Raw genomic sequence first — 22681 nt, 5'->3', positions numbered from 1 at the left:
CTTAAATCAAAGGGGTGTTCATGCCATACAATGAAATCACAAGGGTTCAAGTCCCTGCCTTAATGCATTTAGCCGAGTTGGGCTATAACTTTGTTTCTCAAAAAAATAAGCCTAACCTGGACACGGACACTAATATCTTAATAGATAGTTTCACTCAAGCGTTTGAGCGGTTAAACCCCAATAAAAACGCAAAAGATTCGCTTACTGAAATGAAAAAACGCTTGAATTATGATGATTTAGGCAAAAGCTTTTATGAATACTTGCTCAAAAGCGAGCATCAAATCATAGACTTTGATAACCCTAACAACAATCTTTACGAAATGATGGCTGAATTACCCTACAAATCCCTAAGAACTGATATAACCCTTTTTATCAACGGCTTGCCTTTGGTGAATATAGAAGTTAAACAGCCTTTTGCCGGACAAGGCATTAAAGAAGAAAAAAATCGCCATATCCAACGCTATGAAAACCCCGAAAACAAGGTTTTTTATAACCTCGCGCAAATCTGGCTTTTTAGCGATAACTTGCCCTATGATGAAAAAAACCCCAATCAAGGCGTGTTTTATAGCGCTTCTTATTCGCCCATTTTCCAACGCTTTGTTGAAGCTCATAAGCTAGATATTACCCCCCCCCCCCGAAAATGAACAAAACCATCAAAACCACAGATCGCTTGAAGAAATTCAAAAACGCATCTTAAACGAATTTAACCTTAAAGATACCGACACCCTAGAAAGCTCTAAAGACGCCACCACAAACCCCCTTTTAACTTCGTTTTGCTCTCACAAAAGGCTTTGCTTTATCCTAAAATACGGCATCAGTTTCTTAAAAGAAAAATCAGAGTTTAAAAAACACATTTGGCGTTATGCGCAGATGTTTGCGAGCTTGAATGTTTTAAAAGAATTGCAAAAGCATTATGAAACGAACCCAAAAGATCCCCTAAAAGGCATCATCTGGCACACGCAAGGCAGCGGTAAAACCGCCTTAACCTACCATTTAACCAAACTCATAAGAGACTTTTTTAGCCCGCTAAACAAAAAGACTAAATTTTATTTTATTGTGGACAGGTTGGATTTATTAGAACAAGCCAAAAGCGAGTTTTCAAAAAGAGGCCTTTGTGTGCATGAGGCAAAAGATAAAGAGGATTTGAGCCAAAAATTAAAAAGCTCTAGCGTGTTTGATGGCCATCAAGGGAATGATGAAATCATCGTTGTGAATATCCAGAAATTCAAAGCCCCCAATGAAGAAAAAGCCCCCAATGAAGACCCCTCTAATAGCGCTCCTAAAGAAATCATTTCTAAAACAGAATTACAAGAAGCGACAAAAGATAGCCACGATTTACAAAGGGTGTTTATCATAGATGAAGCCCACAGAAGCTATGACCCTAAAGGTTGCTTTTACGCTAATTTGGTAGAATGCGACAAAACAGCGGTAAAAATCGCCCTCACAGGCACGCCCCTATTAGAAGACAACGCGCAAGATAAAGCCACTAAAAACACTTTTGGCGACTACTTGCACACCTATTCTTATGCAGAATCCATTAAAGACAGACACACCCTAAAACTCCAATTAGAAATCATTGAAAAGAGCTACAAAGAAAAACTACAAGCAATCTATCGCCTTTTACAAGAAAGCATCATTATTGAAGACATAGAGGTTAAAAAAGAAACGATTTTTAATAATGAAAAATACATTAAAGCCATGCTATCTTATATCATTAGAGATTTATTGAAATTCAGACAACTGCATGACGACAACGAACAATTAAAGGCTATGGTGGTTTGTTTTTCAAGCAAGCAAGCTAGATTAGCTAATTTTCTTTTTAATGAAGTCCAAGAAGAAGTCTTACAAGAAAACCCTAACCTGAAAATTTTAAAAAAACTCCAATCCAGCCTGATTTTGCATGACGAACAAGAAGTCAAAGAAAAGATTTATTCTTTCAAACATGAAGATACGGATATAGCCTTTGTGTTTAACATGCTTTTAACCGGCTTTGATTTACCCAATCTCAAGCGCCTTTATATCCACAGAGAATTAAAAGATCACAATTTGCTCCAAGCCCTAGCCAGAGTGAATCGCTCCTATAAAAACATGTCTTTTGGCTACCTTATAGATTTTGTAGGCATTAAAGAAAATTATGACAAAACAACTGATGATTATTTGAAAGAGTTAAACCAATTCAATCAAGGCGATTTTAATATCAAAGATAATCTCAAAGACATGTTTGCGGATCGCAATATTTTAGAAAAAGACATTAAAAACGCTTATGATGATCTGTTTAATTACCCCATTGATGATGTAGAGAACATGACTAGCGCCATTGTCAATATCAGCGAAATGAACGAGCTTTTAAAAGTCTCACACGCCATTAACACGCTTAAAGAGCGCTACAATTTAATCCGCACTTCTAATGATGAAAAAATCCTTTCCTTAAAAGAAAAAATGGATATTGAAAAGATCAGCAAAATCTCTTCAATGCTTGGCAAAAAAGCCAAACAACTCCATGCATTAAAAAATATCAATGAGCCTAAAAACCCAAACGATTTAATCGTTTTAGAAGACCTCATCGCTCTTTTAGACTTTAAAATAGAGTTTAAAGAAAGCGAAGAATTACGCTTTAAAGAAAAAGAAGAGATTAGCGCTAAATACAAGCAAGCTAAAGAGATGTTAGAAAAAATCCCGGACAAACAAGACAAAGAAGTTCAAAAGATTTCTAAAGAGCTTTCAAAACTGATCCAAGAACCCCTAACCAATCATAATTTTGATGGAATTTCTCATTCCTATAGCGTAATCATTTCACAACTAAAACAACACAAAGAACAAACTACCAACCTATTAAACAAATACAATAATGATCGAGCTTATGTGATCACGCATAAGCGACTTCACAATCGCCTCATGGAAGAAAACATTTCTAAGGGAATTTTCACGCTTTTAAGCGCGCTCAAAAAAGCTCTTGATGCGCGTATTTTTAAGCGTCAAGAAATCTTAAACGAAGAAGATACCCTAAAAACTGCCATAAAAGTAGAATTAAGGGACGCTTTCAACAAAGACCCCTCCTTAAAAGATTTACAAAAAGAAACAGAATTTATCGCTCAAACCCTTTTTAACGAACTCACGCAAAACCACCATCAAGGAAATTTGAATGCCTAATAACGCCTTATTGCAAATCAAACAAGACACCCTAAGCCTCATTGACGATTTAAAAGTCATTTGCACGAGTTTTGGTTTAGGGAATGATGGCAACGAATACAAGATCATCACGCAATGCTTTTTGTATAAATTCTTATGCGATAAGTTTGAATTCCTTTTTGAACAAGAATTCCCCAACCAAACGATACAAGATTACAAAGACTTGAACGAAGAAGAAAAAGAAGATTTCTTTATTACCTTAAACGATAAAAAACTCCCCAAACTCTCTTATGATGAGCTTTTAAACTATCTTTTTGAAAAGCATTTTAACGATAACGATTTACACCTTAAGCTAGATGCCATTTTTAATCGTATTTCTAGCAATAATGCCGAACTTTTTAACACCAAAAGCACGGATAAAACCACTATCGCCTTATTTGAAAGCGTCTCACAATATATTAATGAAGAGTCTAAAAGGGCTAGTTTTACAAGATCTTTATTAGACAAACTCAAAAATTTTAATTTCAAACAAGCTTTTTTAAACTTACAAAACCAACAAGGCTATGATTTTTTCGCCCCTATTTTTGAATACTTACTCAAAGATTACAATAACGCCGGCGGAGGGAAATACGCCGAATACTACACCCCTTTAAGCATCGCTAGCATCATCGCTAAACTTTTAGTGATCGAACCCACTCAAAGCGTCAAAATCTATGACCCAAGCGCTGGCACAGGAACGCTTTTAATGGCGTTAGCCCACCAAATAGGCACGGATTCTTGCACCCTTTATGCCCAAGACATTTCGCAAAAATCCTTAAGAATGCTCAAACTCAACCTGATTTTAAACGACTTGACCCACTCTTTAAGATACGCCATTGAGGGAAACACTTTAACCAACCCCTACCACTCCAAAGACCACAAAGGGAAAATGGATTTCATCGTGAGTAACCCCCCTTTCAAGCTGGATTTTTCCAACGAGCATGCCGAAATTTCGCAAAACAAAAACGATTTTTTCTTAGGCGTGCCTAATATCCCTAAAAACGATAAAAGCAAAATGCCCATTTACACGCTCTTTTTCCAGCATTGCTTGAACATGCTTAGCGATAAGGGTAAGGGGGCTATCGTCGTGCCAACCGGATTCATTAGCGCTAAAAGCGGGATAGAAAATAAGATTGTCAGGCATTTAGTGGATGAAAAGCTCGTTTATGGGGTGATTTGCATGCCCAGTCAAGTTTTTGCCAACACCGGCACTAATGTGAGCATCATCTTTTTTCAAAAAACGCCAGGCGCAAATGAAGTGATCTTGATTGACGCTTCCAAACTCGGCGAAGAATACACCGAAAACAAAAACAAAAAAACGCGCTTAAGAGGGAGCGATATTGATTTGATTTTAGAAACTTTTCAAAATAAAACCCAAAAAGCGGATTTTTGCGCTCTGGTTTCTTTTGATGAAATCACAGAAAAAAACTATTCTCTAAACCCCGGGCAGTATTTCACTATAGAAGACACGAGCGAAACAATCAGCCAAGCAGAGTTTGAAAACTTAATGCAGCAATATTCAAGCGAACTGACAAGCCTTTTTGATGAAAGCCAGAGCTTGCAACAAGAAATTTTAGAAACTTTAAAAGGGGTTAGGTTTGAGTGAGTGGCAAACATTTTGTTTAAAAGATTTAGGAAAAATCGTCGGTGGTGCTACCCCACCTACCAATAACCCCAAAAACTATGGCAATAAAATTGCTTGGATTACCCCTAAAGATTTATCCACTTTACAAGGGCGTTACATTAAAAAAGGTAGCCGCAGCATTTCACGCTTAGGATTTAAGTCATGCTCTTGTGTGTTACTCCCAAAACATGCCATTTTATTTTCTTCAAGAGCTCCTATAGGTTATGTGGCTATTGCCAAAAAAAGGCTATGCACCAATCAAGGTTTTAAAAGCATTATCCCTAACAAAAAAATTTATTTTGAATTTTTATATTACTTACTCAAATACCATAAGGATAATATCTCTAACATAGGGGGCGGAACTACTTTTAAAGAAGTTTCAGGGGCTACTTTAGGTCTGTTTAAAGTTAAGATACCCCCTACTTATTATGAACAACAAAAAATCGCCCGCACGCTTTCTATCCTGGATCAAAAGATTGAAAACAACCACAAAATCAATGAGCTTTTACACAAAATCCTAGAACTTCTTTATGAGCAATACTTCGTTCGTTTTGATTTTTTAGATGAAAACAACAAACCCTATCAAACTAGCGGCGGAAAAATGAAATTTTCTAAAGAATTAAACCGCCTTATCCCTAGTGGGTGGAGCGTAAGATTTTTAAATCATAAAATTGTATCAACTTATCAACCTAAAACCATTAGCAAAACCTTACTAAATGATAGTTATTCTTATAGCGTATATGGTGGCGGTGGAATAATAGGGAGATTTACAGAATACAATCATGAGCAATCAGAATTTATTATTTCATGTCGTGGTCAATGTGGAATATCGTATCTAACTTTACCAAAATCTTGGATTACAGGTAATGCGATGGTAATACGACCTACTAAATCTTATACTTCTAAAACTTATCTTTATCACACAATAAAGAAATACAAGCTCACAAATTATATAACTGGATCCGTTCAACCCCAAATTACACGACAAAACCTATCCACAATGCCAATTCTTATACCCAAAAGAAAAACCCTAAATAAGTGGAATAATATATCTAGTCTATTATGGAATTTAATTCACAATAACATGCAAGCAACCCAAACCCTAACCGCGATCAGAGATTTTCTACTCCCCCTACTCCTAAAACAACAAGTCAAACCCCAATGAAAGATTTTAAAACAAAACTTTTTAAGGGGTAAAAACCCTTTAGTTACAGGAAAGAGAAGTTTTGTCATCAAAAGAAATTTTTTAAAGAAAAAGAAGTTTCAAAAATTAAAAGTTTGAGTCAAATCCGCTAGTAAGATTTGACCCTAGCGCTCTTGCGCCAGAGCCAAAATTTTAGTATAATGGCGTTGCGAGTGCCATTAAAACTATGATTACTAATCTCATGTTAGGTTATCTCCTTTCGAGGTAACCGCCCACTGTTACCCCCAACCCTAACATACTCCAAATGCCGCAACCAAAGAGAAAACCAAGAAATTATTACTTGCGTTCGTTTATTATAGAAACAATCAACCCAAAAAACGCTAAAAAAATTTTAAGCGATCTTTTAGGGTTAAATGAAGTTTTATTCAAAAAATGAAGTTTTACAAAAAAGAGTCTTTAAACAACAACTAAGCAAACTCGCGCTACAATCCCCCTTTTTGATTGCGGAGTATGGCGCAGCCTGATTAGCGCGCACCCTTGGGGTGGGTGAGGTCGTGGGTTTGAATCCCGCTACTCCGACCATGACTTTTTAAAAAAGCTTCAATGATTATCATTTCATTATATAATCACACCAAACAAACTGATTTTTAAACATGATGATTTAAAGGATTTCTATTGAATCGTTTCTTCAACCGAGAGCTTTCATGGTTAGCTTTTAACACAAGGGTTTTGAACGAAGCCAAAGATGAGAGCTTGCCTTTATTAGAGCGCTTGAAATTTTTAGCCATTTATGACACGAATTTAGACGAATTTTACATGATAAGAGTGGCGGGGCTTAAACAACTCTATGAGCATAAAATCGCCTCTAAAGGCATTGATGGCGCAAGCCCTGAAGAGCAACTAGAAAAAATCAAGCATTATTTAGCGCATGAAATTGAAGAAAGGGAGTTGGAATTTCAAAAAATCCAGGCTCTACTCTTTAAAAAAGGGCTTTGTATCACCCCCTATAATGAATTGAATTTGGAGCAAAAAGCTAAGGCTAAAACCTATTTCAAAGAGCAACTTTATGCGTTAGTCTTGCCTTTTAAGTTGGATTCTTCGCACACTTTCCCGCCTTTAGGGAATTTGACTTTCGCACTTTTTGCCCGCATTAAAGACAAAGAAACCCAAACCATCTCCTATGCGCTCATCAAACTCCCCTCTTTTATCTTCCGTTTTGTAGAGCTAGAAAAAGGCTTGTTTGCACTGGCTGAAGAAATCGTAGAAGCGCATTTAGAAGAATTGTTTTTAGAGCATGAGATTTTAGATTGCATGGCGTTTAGGGTAACTTGCGATGCGGATATTGCTATCACTGAAGATGAAGCGCATGATTATGCGGATTTGATGAGTAAGAGTTTGAGGAAACGCAATCAAGGCGAAATCGTGCGCTTGCAAACCCAAAAAGGGAGTCAAGAGCTTTTAAAAACCCTTTTAGCGTCTTTAAGGAGCTTTCAAACCCACTCTTACAAAAAACACAAACTCACCGGCATGCATGCCTATAAAAGCGCGATCATGCTCAATTTAGGGGATTTGTGGGAATTAGTCAATCATAGCGACTTTAAAGCGCTCAAATCACCCAATTTCACGCCCAAGATCCACCCTCATTTCAATGAAAACGATCTTTTCAAATCCATAGAAAAACAGGATCTGTTGCTGTTCCACCCTTATGAAAGTTTTGAGCCTGTGATTGACTTGATAGAGCAAGCCGCTAATGATCCGACCACCCTTTCTATCAAAATGACGCTTTATCGTGTGGGCAAGCATTCCCCCATTGTCAAAGCTTTAATTGAAGCGGCGAGTAAGATTCAAGTGAGCGTTTTAGTGGAATTAAAAGCACGCTTTGATGAAGAAAGCAATCTGCATTGGGCAAAAGCTTTAGAAAGGGCGGGCGCGTTAGTCGTTTATGGCGTTTTCAAACTCAAAGTGCATGCTAAAATGCTAGTGATCACCAAAAAAACAGACAACCAATTACGCCATTTCACCCATTTAAGCACGGGCAATTACAACCCTTTGAGTGCTAAAGTCTATACCGATGTGAGTTTTTTTAGCGCTAAAAATGAAATCGCTAACGACATTATCAAACTTTTCCATTCCTTGCTCACTAGTAGCGCAACTAATAGTGCATTAGAAACGCTTTTTATGGCGCCCAAACAGATCAAGCCTAAAATCATTGAAATCATTCAAAATGAAATGAATCACAAACAAGAAGGCCATATCATCTTAAAAGCCAACGCCCTAGTGGATAGCGAAATCATTGAATGGCTCTATCAAGCCTCTCAAAAAGGGGTTAAAATCGATCTCATTATTAGAGGGATTTGCTGTTTAAAACCCCAAGTCAAGGGGTTGAGCGAAAATATCAGGGTGTATTCTATCGTGGGGAAATATTTAGAACATGCACGCATTTATTATTTTAAACATGAAAATATCTATTTTTCTAGTGCGGATTTAATGCCCAGGAATTTAGAAAGGCGCGTGGAATTGCTTGTTCCGGCCACAAACCCAAAGATCGCTCATAAATTGTTGCATATTTTAGAAATCCAACTCAAAGACACTTTAAAACGCTACGAGTTAAATTCTAAAGGCCGTTACGCTAAAGTTTCAAACCCTAACGATCCTTTAAATTCACAAGATTACTTTGAAAAACAAGCCCTTAAAACCTTTTAAGGGTTATTGTTCAAATCATAAAAGACAAGGATTTAAATGCTTTATTCATTAGTAAAAAAATATCTTTTTAGCCTAGACGCTGAAGACGCGCACGAAAAAGTTTGTCAAATTTTAAGAATGCTTTCTTCATCGCCCTTTTTGTGCAATTTGATTGATTCTCAATGGGGTTATAAAAACCCAAAGCTTGAAAATGAAATTTTAGGCTTGCATTTCCCTAACCCCTTGGGCTTAGCCGCCGGTTTTGATAAAAACGCTTCCATGCTTAGGGCGTTAATCGCTTTTGGGTTTGGCTATTTGGAAGCAGGCACATTGACTAATACCGCACAAAGCGGGAATGAAAGACCAAGGCTTTTCAGGCACATTGAAGAAGAGTCCTTACAAAATGCGATGGGGTTTAATAATCATGGGGCGATTTTAGGAGCGAGATCTTTCAATCGCTTCGCCCCCTATAAAACCCCTATTGGCATCAATTTAGGCAAAAACAAACACATAGAGCAAGCGCATGCCCTAGAAGATTACAAGGCGGTTTTAAATCAATGTTTAAACATTGGCGATTATTACACTTTCAACCTTTCTTCGCCCAACACCCCTAATTTAAGGGATTTACAAAATAAAGCGTTTGTGCATGAGCTTTTTTGCATGGCTAAAGAAATGACCCCTAAGCCTTTATTTTTAAAAATCGCCCCGGATTTAGAAACAGATGACATGCTAGAAATCGTCAATAGCGCTATTGGAGCGGGAGCGCATGGGATTATTGCGACTAACACGACCATTGATAAAAGCCTGGTGTTCGCTCCTAAAGAAATGGGGGGCTTGAGCGGGAAATGCTTGACTAAAAAAAGCCGTGAAGTCTTTAAAGAATTGGCTAAAGCTTTTTTTAATAAAAGCGTTCTTGTTTCTGTGGGGGGGATTAGCGATGCCAAAGAAGCTTATGAAAGGATTAAAATGGGAGCGAGTCTGTTACAAATTTATAGCGCTTTTATTTACAACGGGCCAAATTTATGCCAAAATATTCTTAAAGATTTGGTAAAATTACTCCAAAAAGATGGATTTTTGAGCGTCAAAGAGGCTATAGGAGCGGATTTAAGATGAAACACTTTTCTGTTAAAAGACTTTTAGGGCTTAGTTCTGTCTTGTTAGTCACTTTAGGAGCGAGCATGCACGCACAATCTTACTTACCCAAACATGAGAGCGTTACCTTAAAAAACGGGTTGCAAGTCGTAAGCGTCCCCTTAGAAAATAAAACCGGGGTTATAGAAGTGGATGTGCTTTATAAAGTCGGCTCTAGAAACGAAGTCATGGGCAAAAGCGGGATCGCTCACATGTTAGAGCATTTGAATTTTAAAAGCACCAAAAACCTTAAAGCCGGCGAATTTGATAAGATCGTGAAGCGTTTTGGGGGCGTGAGTAACGCTTCTACGAGCTTTGATATCACGCGCTACTTCATTAAAACCAGTCAAGCTAACTTGGATAAATCTTTAGAATTGTTCGCTGAAACCATGGGTTCTTTGAATTTAAAAGAAGATGAGTTTTTGCCTGAGCGTCAAGTGGTCGCTGAAGAAAGGCGATGGCGCACTGATAATTCCCCTATCGGCATGCTTTATTTCCGCTTTTTCAACACCGCTTATGTCTATCACCCCTACCATTGGACACCCATTGGTTTTATGGACGATATTCAAAACTGGACTTTAAAAGACATTAAAAAATTCCATTCGCTCTATTATCAGCCTAAAAACGCTATTATTTTAGTGGTGGGCGATGTCAATTCTCAAAAGGTTTTTGAATTAGCTAAAAAGCATTTTGAATCCTTAAAAAACCTTGATGAAAAAGCTATCCCCACCCCTTACATGAAAGAGCCTAAACAAGATGGGGCCAGAACGGCAGTCGTACATAAAGATGGGGTCCATTTAGAGTGGGTAGCGTTAGGGTATAAAGTGCCTGCTTTCAAGCATAAAGATCAAGTCGCCCTAGATGCGTTAAGCAGGCTTTTAGGCGAAGGTAAAAGCTCATGGTTACAAAGCGAATTGGTGGATAAAAAACGCCTGGCTTCTCAAGCTTTCTCACACAACATGCAATTACAAGATGAAAGCGTGTTTTTATTCATTGCGGGGGGTAACCCTAATGTCAAAGCTGAAGATTTACAAAAAGAAATCGTAGCGCTTTTAGAAAAGCTGAAAAAAGGCGAAATCACTCAAGCGGAGTTAGACAAGCTCAAAATCAATCAAAAAGCTGACTTTATTTCTAACTTAGAAAGTTCTAGCGATGTTGCGGGGCTTTTTGCGGACTATTTAGTGCAAAACGATATTCAAGGCTTGACGGATTATCAGCAACAATTTTTGGATTTAAAAGTGAGCGATTTGGTGCGTGTGGCTAATGAATATTTTAAAGACACCCAATCAACCACCGTGTTTTTGAAACCTTAAAAGAGCCTTATAACATGCAATTTCATTCATCTAGCGCGTTGATTACGCCTTTTAAAAAAGATTTGAGCGTTGATGAGGCCGCTTATGAAACTTTGATCAAGCGCCAAATTTTTCAGGGTATGGACGCATGCGTGCCTGTTGGCACGACAGGAGAATCCGCCACGCTCACCCACAAAGAGCATATGCGTTGCATTGAAATCGCCATAGAGACTTGCAAAAGCACTAAAACACCTTCCAATTCACGCATGAAAGTGTTAGCCGGCGTGGGCAGTAACGCCACGAGCGAGTCGCTTTCTTTAGCAAAGTTCGCTCAAAAAATCGGTGCAGATGCGATTTTATGCGTAAGCCCCTATTATAACCGCCCCACCCAACAAGGCTTGTTTGAACATTATAAAACTATCGCTCAATCAGTGGAAATCCCTGTCATGCTTTATGATGTGCCAAGTAGAACAGGCGTGTCTATTGAAGTTCCAACCGCTCTCAAACTCTTTAGAGAAATCCCTAACATTAAAGCCATTAAAGAAGCGTCTGGTTCTTTGAAAAGAGTAACAGAATTGCATTATTATGAAAAAGATTTTAAAATTTTTAGCGGGGAAGATTCGCTCAACCACTCTATCATGTTTTCAGGGGGGTGTGGCGTGATTTCAGTGACCGGTAATTTAATGCCTAATTTGATTTCACAAATGGTCAATTGTGCGATTAAGCAAAAATACCAACAAGCCCTAGAAATCCAAAATAAGCTTTTTAGTTTGCACCAAGCCCTTTTTGTGGAAACGAACCCTATCCCTATTAAAATGGCTATGCATTTAGCCGGCTTGATTGAAAACCCAAGCTACAGACTGCCTTTAGTGGCCCCAAGCAAAGAAACGATCAAACTTTTAGAAAAAACTTTACAACAATATGAGGTAATTGCATGAATGGTTCCAATCACATGAAAAATAAAACCCTAGTGATTAGCGGCGCGACTAGAGGGATTGGCAAGGCGATATTGTATCGTTTCGCTCAAAGCGGCGTGAATATCGCTTTCACTTACAATAAAAATGTTGAAGAAGCCAACAAAATTATAGAAGATGTGGAGCAAAAGTATTCCATTAAAGCCAAAGCCTACCCCCTTAATATTTTAGAGCCTGAGCAATACACAGAGCTTTTTAAGCAAATTGACGCTGATTTTGACAGAGTGGATTTTTTTATTTCTAACGCTATTATTTATGGGCGTTCTGTCGTGGGGGGATTTGCACCGTTTATGCGATTAAAACCTAAGGGGTTAAACAACATTTACACAGCCACCGTGTTAGCGTTTGTGGTGGGGGCTCAAGAAGCGGCAAAACGCATGCAAAAAATAGGCGGTGGGGCGATCGTGAGCTTAAGCTCTACCGGGAATTTGGTCTATATGCCTAATTACGCTGGGCATGGCAATTCTAAAAATGCCGTAGAAACCATGGTCAAATACGCTGCTGTGGATTTAGGCGAATTTAACATTAGAGTGAATGCGGTTAGTGGCGGGCCTATTGATACGGACGCTTTGAAAGCCTTCCCTGATTATGTGGAGATTAAAGAAAAAGTAGAAGAGCAATCGCCCCTAAAACGCATGGGCAATCCTAACGATCTAGCCGGAGCGGCTTATTTTTTATGCGATGAGACCCAAAGCGGTTGGCTTACAGGGCAAACGATCGTTGTAGATGGCGGGACCACTTTTAAATAAAGATTTTTTTTGAAAAACATTATCCATATCCACCAAAATAAAGAGTTGCAATTCATTAAAAAATGCTTGTTGGGCTATTTCTTCGCCCCTTTGTGTGGGGCTGTTTTGTTGGTGCTTTTTCTTGTTTCAAGCGGAGCGAAATCGTTTCAAATTTCTAACCTCTTCAATAATCAATTGGCTTATATCGTGTTATTGTCTCTTTTTTTGTGCGCGCTTGGGTTTATTGCCGGAGCGGTTGGTTTTTATAAGCTTTCTAAAATCACGCACCATTTAGGGTTTTTTGAAAATTTTGCTTTCAGTTTTTTGGCGGTGATTTTATGCGCTCTTTTAAGCTATCTTGTCCCTAACGCCAGTAACGCCCTTTCACTAATCGGTAATGGTGTTTCTATTTTTTATTTGCACAAACTCTATAGAGAATTGAGCCTTTACACGCAAGAAAGGTTTTTTTTAAGCGGTTTTAGGTTATTGCTTTTTAGTTTCATGCTGGCTCTTTTAGGGGTTTTAGTGCAAGCGTTAGTTATCATTTTTTTAACGATCGCTGTGATTTTAATGTGTGTGGCGCTTGGCTTTTTGGGGCGTGCGTTTTTGAATTTTTCACAAGTCTTTTTGAAAGCATGAAAGTTTTAAAACTCCTGCCTAATTTTTTAACGATTTTACGCATTGTCTTATCCTTATTTTTATTATTTTTATTGTTAAACACGCACACTTATTTCAGTTTTTTAACCCCCTTTCACATCAACATGATCTCTTCATTGGTTTTTTTGTTTGCCGCGCTCACGGATTTATTGGACGGCTACATCGCTAGAAGCTATAAAGCCAAATCGCGCTTTGGGGAAATCTTTGACCCTTTAGCGGATAAAATCCTTATTTTGAGCGCGTTTTTAGGGTTAGTTTATTTGGATCGTGTGAATGCGTGGATCCCGTTTGTGATTTTAGGGCGTGAATTTTTTATTTCAGGGCTTAGAGTCTTAGCCGCTAATGAAAAAAAGGATATTCCTGTCAATGCGTTAGGCAAGTATAAAACCGTGTCTCAAGTCGTGGCGATTGGCGCTTTATTAGCCAATTTAACTTACTCTTATGTGCTTGTGGCCATAGCGGTTTTTTTAACCCTTTATTCGGGGATAGATTACACGATTAAATATTATAAATCTTAATGTTTTAAAAGAAGTTTTTAGCGTTCTTTAAGAAAATACCTTAAAAATCCGCTCTCATCAAATATTGATAAACATTAACTTTAGCATTCTTTCGTTTTTTTTAAATTTTATTTTCAATATTCAATTAAAAAAATCATTTTATTTTATTTTTGTTATAATTCAAGCTATTTTTATTTTCAATCTAAGGAGGTGTCGCATGGACAATCAAAAGATAACGCATCAAAATACCACGCAAAAACAAGGCGAACTTAAAAGAGACATGAAAATGCGCCATCTCTTAATGATTGCCTTTGGGGGAGCGATCGGCACAGGGCTTTTTGTAGGCACTGGGGGTAATATTGCGAGCGCTGGCCCTTTAGGGACCTTGATCGCTTATGGTTTTGGAGGGCTTGTGGTCTATTGCATCATGCTCTCTTTAGGCGAATTGGCTAGCGTTTATCCCACTACGGGAAGCTTTGGGGATTATGCGGCTAAATTCATAGGCCCTGGCACGGGCTATATGGTTTTTTGGATGTATTGGCTTGGCTGGGTGATCACGGTTGCGTTAGAATATATTGCTATAGGCATGCTCATGCAACGCTGGTTTGCGGGTATTCCTATCCATTATTGGGTTATTTTATGCATTGCGTTAGTTTTTTTATTAAACTTTTTTTCGGTTAAAATTTTTGCCGAGGGCGAGTTTTTCTTTAGCCTAATTAAAGTTTTAGCGGTGATCGCTTTTATAGGCATTGGTGCGATTGGGATCATTTATCAAATCTATTTGCATGGGTTTAGTTCTATTTTTGATAACTTCCATTTTGGCGATAAGGGGTTTTTCCCTAACGGGAGCGCAGCGGTTTTTAGCGCGATGCTCGCTGTCATTTTTGCTTTCACTGGCACAGAGGTGATTGGGGTGGCTGTAGGAGAGACTAAAAACGCTAGCGAGGTGATGCCCAAAGCGATTAAAGCGACCTTGTGGCGGATTGTCTTTTTCTTTTTAGGCTCTGTGTTTGTCATTTCTGTTTTTTTACCCATGAGCGATTCTTCTATCGTGCAAAGCCCTTTTGTGAGCGCTTTAGAACGCATCAACTTGCCCTTTATTGGCATGGGTATCCCTTATGTGGCTGACATAATGAACGCTGTTATCATTACGGCGATGTTTTCTACCGCTAATTCAGGGCTTTATGGAGCGAGTCGCATGATTTATGGGCTGTCCAAACAAAAGATGTTTTTTAAGGTTTTTTCCCAACTCAACCGACAAGGCACGCCCACTTATGCGATGTTTTTTTCCCTTTCTTTTTCTCTCATAGGGCTTTTAGTCCAAATTTATGCCAAAGAAAATGTCGTGGAAGCTTTGATTAATGTGATCAGTTTCACGGTGATTATTGTGTGGGTTAGCGTGTCCATTTCGCAATATTCTTTCCGCAAGCAATACTTAAAAGCCGGGCATTCTTTAGAGGATTTGCCCTATAAAGCCCCTTTCCTGCCCTTTTTGCAACTCATAGGGATCACTGGGTGTGTCATCGGCGTGATTGGTTCGGCTATGGATAAGGATCAACGCATTGGGATGATTTTAACGATTGTTTTTGCTGTTATTTGTTACATTGGATACTATTTTACACAAAAAGCTAATGAAAATAACAAAAAAGATTTGATATAATCTTTTTTTAATTTTGAAGTTTAGCACATTTTAAGGAAGTAACCATGATGAAAAAAACCCTTTTTATCTCTTTGGCTTTAGCGTTAAGCTTGAATGCGGGCAATATCCAAATCCAAAACATGCCCAAAGTGAAAGAGCGAATAAGCGTCCCCTCTAAAGAGGATACGATCTATTCTTACCACGATTCTATTAAGGACTCTATTAAAGCGGTGGTAAATATCTCCACTGAAAAGAAGATTAAAAACAATTTTATAGGTGGCGGTGTGTTTAATGACCCCTTTTTCCAACAATTTTTTGGGGATTTGGGCGGTATGATCCCTAAAGAAAGAATGGAAAGGGCTTTAGGCAGCGGCGTCATCATTTCTAAAGATGGCTATATCGTTACGAATAACCATGTGATTGATGGCGCGGATAAGATTAAAGTGACCATTCCAGGGAGCAATAAAGAGTATTCCGCCACTTTAGTAGGCACCGATTCTGAAAGCGATTTAGCCGTGATTCGCATCACTAAAGACAACCTGCCCACCATCAAATTCTCTGATTCTAATGATATTTTAGTGGGCGATTTGGTTTTTGCGATCGGTAACCCTTTTGGCGTGGGCGAAAGCGTTACTCAAGGCATTGTTTCAGCGCTCAATAAAAGCGGGATTGGGATCAACAGCTATGAAAATTTCATTCAAACAGACGCTTCTATCAATCCTGGAAATTCCGGCGGCGCTTTAATTGATAGCCGTGGAGGGTTAGTGGGGATCAATACCGCTATTATCTCTAAAACCGGCGGTAACCACGGCATTGGCTTTGCCATCCCTTCTAACATGGTTAAAGATATTGTAACCCAGCTCATCAAAACCGGTAAAATTGAAAGAGGTTACTTGGGCGTGGGCTTGCAAGATTTGAGTGGCGATTTGCAAAATTCTTATGACAATAAAGAAGGAGCGGTGGTCATTAGCGTAGAAAAAGACTCTCCGGCTAAAAAAGCAGGGATTTTGGTGTGGGATTTGATCACTGAAGTCAATGGGAAAAAGGTTAAAAACACGAACGAATTGAGAAATCTAATCGGCTCTATGCTACCCAATCAAAGAGTAACCTTAAAAGTCATTAGAGACAAAAAAGAACGCACCTTCACCCTCACTCTTGCCGAAAGGAAAAACCCTAACAAAAAAGAAACCATTTCTGCTCAAAACGGTGTGCAAGGCCAATTGAACGGGCTTCAAGTAGAAGATTTAACCCAAAAAACCAAAAGGTCTATGCGTTTGAGCGATGATGTTCAAGGGGTTTTAGTCTCTCAAGTGAATGAAAATTCCCCAGCGGAGCAAGCTGGCTTTAGGCAAGGTAATATCATCACAAAAATTGAAGAGATTGAAGTGAAAAGCGTTGCGGATTTTAACCATGCTTTAGAAAAGTATAAAGGCAAACCCAAACGATTCTTAGTTTTAGACTTGAATCAAGGTTATAGGATCATTTTGGTGAAATGATAGGGGTGGGTCGTTAGTCGCATGTCTTTGATTAGAGTGAATGGGGAAGCTTTTAAACTCTCTTTAGAAAGTTTAGAAGAAGATCCTTTTGAAACTAAAGAAACGCTAGAAACGCTTATCAAACAAACGAGCGTTGTTTTATTGGCTGCTGGGGAATCTAGGCGTTTTTCTCAAACGATTAAAAAACAATGGTTGCGCTCTAACCACACCCCCTTATGGCTCAGCGTGTATGAAAGCTTTAAAGAAGCCCTAGACTTTAAGGAAGTCGTTTTAGTCGTAAGCGGATTGGATTATGTTTATATCCAACGCCATTACCCCAAAATCAAGCTTGTAAAAGGCGGGGCATCAAGGCAAGAATCCGTGCGTAACGCTTTAAAAGTAATTGATAGCGCTTACACGCTCACCAGCGATGTGGCTAGGGGTTTAGCCAATATTGAAACGCTCAAAAGTTTGTTTTTAACCCTCCAACAAACGAGCCATTATTGCATCGCTCCTTACTTGCCTTGCTATGACACAGCGATCTATTATAACGAGGCTTTAGATAGAGAGGCGATCAAACTCATTCAAACCCCGCAATTAAGCCACACCAAAACGCTCCAATCAGCCCTAAACCAAGGGGATTTTAAAGATGAAAGCAGCGCGATTTTACAAGCTTTCCCTAATCGTGTGAGTTATATTGAAGGCAGTAAAAATTTGCACAAACTCACCACGAGCGGCGATTTGAAACATTTCGCGCTCTTTTTCAACCCAGCAAAGGACACTTTTATCGGCATGGGTTTTGATACGCATGCGTTCATTAAAAATAAGCCTATGGTTTTAGGGGGGGTTGTTTTGGATTGCGGGTTTGGGTTAAAGGCTCATAGCGATGGCGATGCTTTGTTGCATGCGGTTATTGATGCGATTTTAGGGGCGATTAAAGGGGGGGATATTGGCGAATGGTTCCCTGATAATGACCCCAAATATAAAAACGCCTCTTCTAAAGAACTTTTAAAAATCGTGTTGGATTTTTCTCAAAGCATTGGGTTTGAATTGTTTGAAATGGGGGCGACCATCTTTAGCGAAATCCCTAAAATCACTCCTTACAAACCGGCGATTTTAGAGAATTTGAGCCAACTTTTGGGTTTAGAAAAATCTCAAATCAGCTTGAAAGCCACTACTATGGAAAAAATGGGGTTCATTGGCAAACAAGAAGGGCTGTTAGTCCAAGTGCATGTGAGCATGCGTTATAAGCAAAAACTTTAAAATGTGATAAAAGGAACGATTAATGAAAATCTTAATCATTGAAGACGATTTAGCGCTAGCCAGGAGTATTTCGCATAATTTGCATGATTTAGGGCATTTTTGCGAGATCATCTCTAGCATTTCAGAAGAAAATAAAGAGCCTTATGATGTGATTTTGGTTTCTTCTAAAGTTTGCACTCAAGGGCGTTGCGAACACTTTGTGCGTTATAATTCCAAGCAAATCATTATCATGATGGCTTCGCATGTCAATGAAGATGGCGTGAATAAACCCATTCAAGCGGGAGCGAGAGATTATATTCTAAAACCTTTTAAAATGGATGAATTGTTGCGTAAGATCCAATACCACAAAGCCTACCAAGAAATGACCGCTCGCCTAGGATTTTATGAAAATTACTTAGACTTTATCCATGCGGAATTGCCCTTGCCTAAAGATTTTTCTTACCGGCCGCCCTTTATCATCCACACGCCCTCTCAAGAGCTTGCGAACGCTTATTTATTGCAATACGCTAAAGAAAGGCAAATGGATTTTTCTTTTTTCTCTTTAAAGGATACCACTTGGAAAGAACTATACAAGAATAAAGACAAACTAGAACGCCCTTTTTACATCATGCATTTAGAAGAGCTTAAAAAAGATGAGCAATTGAAATTGTTAGAATTGGCCCGTTCATGCCCTATTGTTTTGTCCTATACCCATAAAGAACCCCTAGAATTTCCTAAAATTGTGAGCATTGGATGCGGCAACAGACCCCTAAATTTGTTTAGCAACCACACGACTTTCCTTTCCATTCAAGAATATGAAAGAGAAGCGATCAGGCATTTTTCTTCTACTTGCACCGATACAGAATTGGCTAACAAGCTTGGCATTAGCCGCAAAAGCCTTTGGGAAAAACGCCGGAAGTATAACTTACCGCGCAAATAAAAGAAAATCCTTAAGCCCTGTTTTCATTGGGTGTTTGATCACAAAATGTAAAAATGCCAAAAGCGTTTTTACAATCAAAAGATCTAAAGCAAGCGATAACCTCTCAAAATTTAGCGTATTTAATGAGAATAGAGCTAATTATTATTAAAATAACTTATTATTTGCTATATATTTGCTATAATAGTTTAGCCTTTGAAAAAGAGAAATTCAACTTAAGGATTAACCATTAGACAAGCGTTTAACAAAACAAGATTCACGCATTCAAGAACTCTTTTACTAGACATTGATTGCGTTATCCCTAATATTGTTAGGCGTTTGCTCTCTAATAAAACACTCCCTAAAAGATTCGCCGCTTACAGCTTGCAAGAAGTGGGCGTTATTTTCCTTACCACTCAGATTTTATCTATCATGCGCAAAACCCGTTGCTCTAAAACGCTTTTTTTTATCACTAGAGGTAGAGAGAGTTTCCGCTACCAGCTGTGCGATCATTACAAACAAAAACGCCACCAATTTGATGAAGATTTTAAAGCCCTTCTAAGAACCCTAAAAATCGCCATTGTGGAAAAATACCCCCTAAAAAAAGGGGCTAAAATCCAGGGCGAACATTGTTTTGAATATGAAGCCGATGATATTATCTCTTTTTACAAAAAGAAAGACCCCAACAATTATGTGATAGCCAGCATGGATAAGGATATTTTGTATTCCAATAGAGGTTCTCATTTCAACTTGAAAACCAACGCTTTTTTTAATGTGAGTCAAAAAGAAGCCCATTTTTTTGCTTATTACCAGTGCGTTGTGGGGGATAAGGGGGATAATATTAAGGGGGTCAAAGGGATTGGTGGCTTCAACTATAAAGATTTTTTAAACGAAGACGCTAAAGAGCATGAATTGTGGGAGCAGATCATTCAAGCGTTCAAAATTAAAGAAGACTTGAGCGATAGCGAAGCTAAAGAAAAGGCTCTTTTAAACATGCGTTTAGTCAATATGCACCAGATGACCCACCATGGCGTGATCAAACTATGGGAACCTGAGTTTAAAAAAGCTTTTTTCCCTAAAAAACCCCAAAGACCTGATTTTAAAAGAATTTCTTAAAACATTTTTAAAACAAAAACTTCTTTTAATATTGTTTTTTTAAAAAAAGAAATTATCGCTTACTTTTGGCAAGCCCTTTGCTATTGATTGCAAAAATGGCATTTTTTTAAAACAAAAACTTCCCAAAAAAGACAAAAGAACTATCTCCAAGGCTTTTTCTCGTGGCTTTAGAATTGTAAGCATACACATACCCCCCACCCATATCAAAAGACAAACTCCTATAAGTCCAAACCCTAAAGCTGCTCATTAAAGAATATTCTTGGTAATCCCCAAAAGCCACCATCGCGTCTAAACGCACCCTTTTAGTCTTAAGCCCTAAAAAAACATAGCCTGAAATGCTAGAATTAGCAAAATAAATCGCTGGCACGCCGGGCGCGTTGATCCCACGGCCATAGAATTTAGTCCTGTCGTTAAAAGTCCATAGATAGCCCTTATTGTTCCTTGCCGGAACGATATAAAAACCCGTTCCAAAATTAAAAATTTTGTATTTAAAAGTTTGATCGATCAAAAACAAGCCGGCATTTTTAGCGTTTGTAGCACTATCAGTGTTGCCGTATTGATACATGCCATGCACTAGAGTGCGCGAAGTGAAACCCTTAGCTAAAGAAGCGTCATACTCCAACTTACCCCCCACTTGCACTAAAACATTTTGAGTGGGCAAAGGCAAGCGGGTGTCCGTTAAAATAAAAGGAACCACTTTAAGGTTTTCATGCCTATATTCTGCTCCTAAAACAAACACTTCCCCCCCTACATACAAGCGTTTAGACACAGGATCATAAGACGCTAGAGCGTTTAGGGAAGTAGCGATCCGATTCCCTTGCTCTTTGTTGATTTGATGCCCATTATAAAGCATGCTATCCATAAAAATCCCAAAATAACGCATGGAATTTTGCTTAAAAGCCACAGAGATCCCTTGAATATTACCCCCTATCCAATCAAAATCCACAAAATCGGTATTGAAACGCCCTAAAGCGATTTTAAAACGCTGGTTAGCGTATTGAAGATACGCATCAGAAACATCGCCAGCGCTCAAATAAGGTTTAACATTGTTAGGGTTACCAAAAAAATTCCCTAGACTGATGTAAAGGTTAGCCAAACGCTGTTTGTTATAAACATTCCAAGCCCCAATCGCTCCAATACCAAAGGACCACCCATTGCTATAAGAAAAATCCACCCCAAGGCGCGCTAAAGCCCCCACATAGCTGTGAGGGTTTTTTTGCACCCCTTGATTATACAATAGCCCCAGATAGCCAAAAGGTTTGACTGCGATTTCTAAAGCTTTCAAAGACAGACCATTTAAAAAAAGGATCCCTAACGCTAAATAATAATATTTTTTCTTATTTTTCTTATATTGCATTAAAAACTCATCGTTGATTTAAACTCGATATTTTAGTTAAAATTCCTTTTAATTGCGCTGAAACGGGTTTAAAATCTCAATTACCACTAAACATTATCAATAAACTTGATTGACTAACACTAAAGATTTATGATAGTATTCTAATAAAACTATTTTAAAGGTGATCCATGAGTAAGAGTTTATACCAAACTTTAAACGTGAGCGAAAACGCCAGCCAAGATGAAATCAAAAAATCCTACCGCCGTTTAGCTAGGCAATACCATCCGGATTTGAATAAAACCAAAGAAGCCGAAGAGAAATTCAAAGAAATCAACGCCGCTTATGAAATTTTAAGCGACGAAGAAAAACGCCGCCAATACGATCAGTTTGGCGACAACATGTTTGGGGGGCAGAATTTCAGCGATTTTGCCAGAAGCCGCAGAACTAGTGAAGATTTAGACGATATTTTAAGCTCTATTTTTGGGAGAGGAGGCTTTTCGCAAAGATTTTCTCAAAACTCGCAAGGCTTTTCTGGCTTTAATTTTTCCAATTTCGCCCCTGAAAATTTAGACATGACCGCCACTTTAAATGTCTCTGTTTTAGACACCCTTTTAGGCAATAAAAAACAAGTGAGCATCAATAATGACACTTTTAGCCTTAAAATCCCTATCGGCGTGGAAGAGGGCGAAAAAATCAGGGTTCGCAACAAGGGGAAAACGGGGCGAACGGGTAGGGGCGATTTGCTCTTAGAGATCCATATTGAAGAAGATGAAATGTATAGGCGCGAAAAAGACGATATTATCCAAACCTTTGATTTACCCTTAAAGACGGCTCTTTTTGGAGGGAAAATTGAAATCGCTACTTGGCATAAAACCTTAACCCTAACCATTCCCCCTAACACCAAAGCGATGCAAAAATTCCGCATTAAAGAAAAAGGGATTAAAAACAGAAAAACTTCGCATGTGGGGGATTTGTATTTGCAGGCTCGTTTGATTTTGCCTAAAACGGAAACGCTTTCTAATGAGTTAAAAGCGTTATTAGAAAAAGAATTGTAAGGAGG

17 protein-coding genes, 1 tRNA gene and 1 pseudogene are annotated in these 22681 nt (G+C 38.5%); 18 read left to right on the top strand and 1 reads right to left on the bottom strand.

The window, feature by feature from the left end; all coding sequences use genetic code 11:
* The first annotated feature begins 20 nt into the window (after positions 1 to 20).
* The 17 genes and pseudogenes from J5F42_RS07255 (at position 21) to J5F42_RS07175 (ending at position 20285) form a co-directional block, all read left to right on the top strand.
* A pseudogene (locus tag J5F42_RS07255) lies at positions 21 to 697 on the top strand (type I restriction endonuclease).
* A gap of 173 nt (positions 698 to 870) precedes the next feature.
* Positions 871 to 3150, top strand: a complete 2280-nt coding sequence (locus J5F42_RS07250) for a DEAD/DEAH box helicase family protein (RefSeq protein ID WP_283491301.1) — start codon at positions 871 to 873, stop codon at positions 3148 to 3150.
* The gene (locus J5F42_RS07245) at positions 3143 to 4774 is read left to right on the top strand and encodes an N-6 DNA methylase (protein ID WP_283491300.1); all 1632 of its coding nucleotides are present in this window, start codon (positions 3143 to 3145) and stop codon (positions 4772 to 4774) included. The genes J5F42_RS07250 and J5F42_RS07245 overlap by 8 nt, the downstream gene beginning before the upstream one ends.
* Positions 4767 to 5957: a restriction endonuclease subunit S gene (locus J5F42_RS07240; protein ID WP_283491299.1), complete on the top strand. Its 1191-nt coding sequence runs from the start codon at positions 4767 to 4769 to the stop codon at positions 5955 to 5957. The genes J5F42_RS07245 and J5F42_RS07240 overlap by 8 nt, the downstream gene beginning before the upstream one ends.
* Positions 5958 to 6440: 483 nt before the next feature.
* A tRNA-Pro gene (locus tag J5F42_RS07235) sits at positions 6441 to 6518 on the top strand.
* A 93-nt stretch (positions 6519 to 6611) separates the two neighbouring features.
* A complete protein-coding gene (locus J5F42_RS07230; RefSeq protein WP_283491298.1) occupies positions 6612 to 8639 on the top strand; it encodes an RNA degradosome polyphosphate kinase in 2028 nt (675 codons plus the stop codon).
* A 36-nt stretch (positions 8640 to 8675) separates the two neighbouring features.
* Positions 8676 to 9731, top strand: coding sequence for a quinone-dependent dihydroorotate dehydrogenase (locus J5F42_RS07225; RefSeq protein ID WP_283491297.1), 1056 nt, complete (start codon positions 8676 to 8678; stop codon positions 9729 to 9731).
* Positions 9728 to 11062 carry a zinc protease PqqE gene (pqqE, locus tag J5F42_RS07220; RefSeq protein WP_283491296.1) on the top strand — a complete coding sequence of 445 codons (1335 nt, stop codon included), beginning with the start codon at positions 9728 to 9730 and terminating at the stop codon, positions 11060 to 11062. The genes J5F42_RS07225 and pqqE overlap by 4 nt, the downstream gene beginning before the upstream one ends.
* Positions 11063 to 11076: 14 nt before the next feature.
* Positions 11077 to 11979, top strand: coding sequence for a 4-hydroxy-tetrahydrodipicolinate synthase (gene dapA, locus J5F42_RS07215; protein ID WP_283491295.1), 903 nt, complete (start codon positions 11077 to 11079; stop codon positions 11977 to 11979).
* Positions 11976 to 12764 (top strand): enoyl-ACP reductase, encoded by a 789-nt coding sequence (locus J5F42_RS07210; protein ID WP_283491294.1) that lies wholly within the window; start codon positions 11976 to 11978, stop codon positions 12762 to 12764. Before dapA ends, J5F42_RS07210 begins: the two co-directional genes overlap by 4 nt.
* Positions 12765 to 12773: 9 nt before the next feature.
* Positions 12774 to 13382: a hypothetical protein gene (locus tag J5F42_RS07205; protein ID WP_283491293.1), complete on the top strand. Its 609-nt coding sequence runs from the start codon at positions 12774 to 12776 to the stop codon at positions 13380 to 13382.
* Entirely contained in the window at positions 13379 to 13918 is a 540-nt protein-coding gene (pgsA, locus tag J5F42_RS07200) for a CDP-diacylglycerol--glycerol-3-phosphate 3-phosphatidyltransferase (RefSeq protein ID WP_001890782.1), read from the top strand. The genes J5F42_RS07205 and pgsA overlap by 4 nt, the downstream gene beginning before the upstream one ends.
* A 196-nt stretch (positions 13919 to 14114) precedes the next feature.
* Positions 14115 to 15557 carry an amino acid permease gene (locus J5F42_RS07195; protein WP_078243277.1) on the top strand — a complete coding sequence of 481 codons (1443 nt, stop codon included), beginning with the start codon at positions 14115 to 14117 and terminating at the stop codon, positions 15555 to 15557.
* A 44-nt stretch (positions 15558 to 15601) separates the two neighbouring features.
* Entirely contained in the window at positions 15602 to 17032 is a 1431-nt protein-coding gene (locus J5F42_RS07190) for a Do family serine endopeptidase (protein WP_000976622.1), read from the top strand.
* A gap of 21 nt (positions 17033 to 17053) precedes the next feature.
* Positions 17054 to 18274, top strand: a complete 1221-nt coding sequence (locus J5F42_RS07185) for a bifunctional 2-C-methyl-D-erythritol 4-phosphate cytidylyltransferase/2-C-methyl-D-erythritol 2,4-cyclodiphosphate synthase (RefSeq protein WP_097699367.1) — start codon at positions 17054 to 17056, stop codon at positions 18272 to 18274.
* A gap of 22 nt (positions 18275 to 18296) precedes the next feature.
* Positions 18297 to 19193, top strand: coding sequence for an OriC activity response regulator (locus J5F42_RS07180; RefSeq protein WP_097699368.1), 897 nt, complete (start codon positions 18297 to 18299; stop codon positions 19191 to 19193).
* A gap of 225 nt (positions 19194 to 19418) precedes the next feature.
* A complete protein-coding gene (locus tag J5F42_RS07175) occupies positions 19419 to 20285 on the top strand; it encodes a 5'-3' exonuclease (protein WP_097699369.1) in 867 nt (288 codons plus the stop codon).
* Positions 20286 to 20391: 106 nt separating this feature from the next.
* Here the strand turns inward: J5F42_RS07175 and J5F42_RS07170 are convergent, their stop codons facing one another.
* On the bottom strand, positions 20392 to 21642 hold the full coding sequence (locus tag J5F42_RS07170; RefSeq protein ID WP_097699370.1) for a hypothetical protein: 1251 nt from the start codon (positions 21640 to 21642) through the stop codon (positions 20392 to 20394).
* A gap of 167 nt (positions 21643 to 21809) precedes the next feature.
* Here J5F42_RS07170 and J5F42_RS07165 point away from each other — a divergent pair, with 167 nt between their 5' ends.
* Positions 21810 to 22676: a DnaJ C-terminal domain-containing protein gene (locus J5F42_RS07165; protein WP_097699371.1), complete on the top strand. Its 867-nt coding sequence runs from the start codon at positions 21810 to 21812 to the stop codon at positions 22674 to 22676.
* Positions 22677 to 22681: the final 5 nt, after the last annotated feature.

Source organism: Helicobacter pylori (assembly GCF_030062585.1).
GTDB classification, from domain to species: Bacteria; Campylobacterota; Campylobacteria; order Campylobacterales; family Helicobacteraceae; genus Helicobacter; species Helicobacter pylori_CN.
Note: the sequence above shows the minus strand (reverse complement) of the source record. Positions and strands in the feature narration are given on the sequence as shown.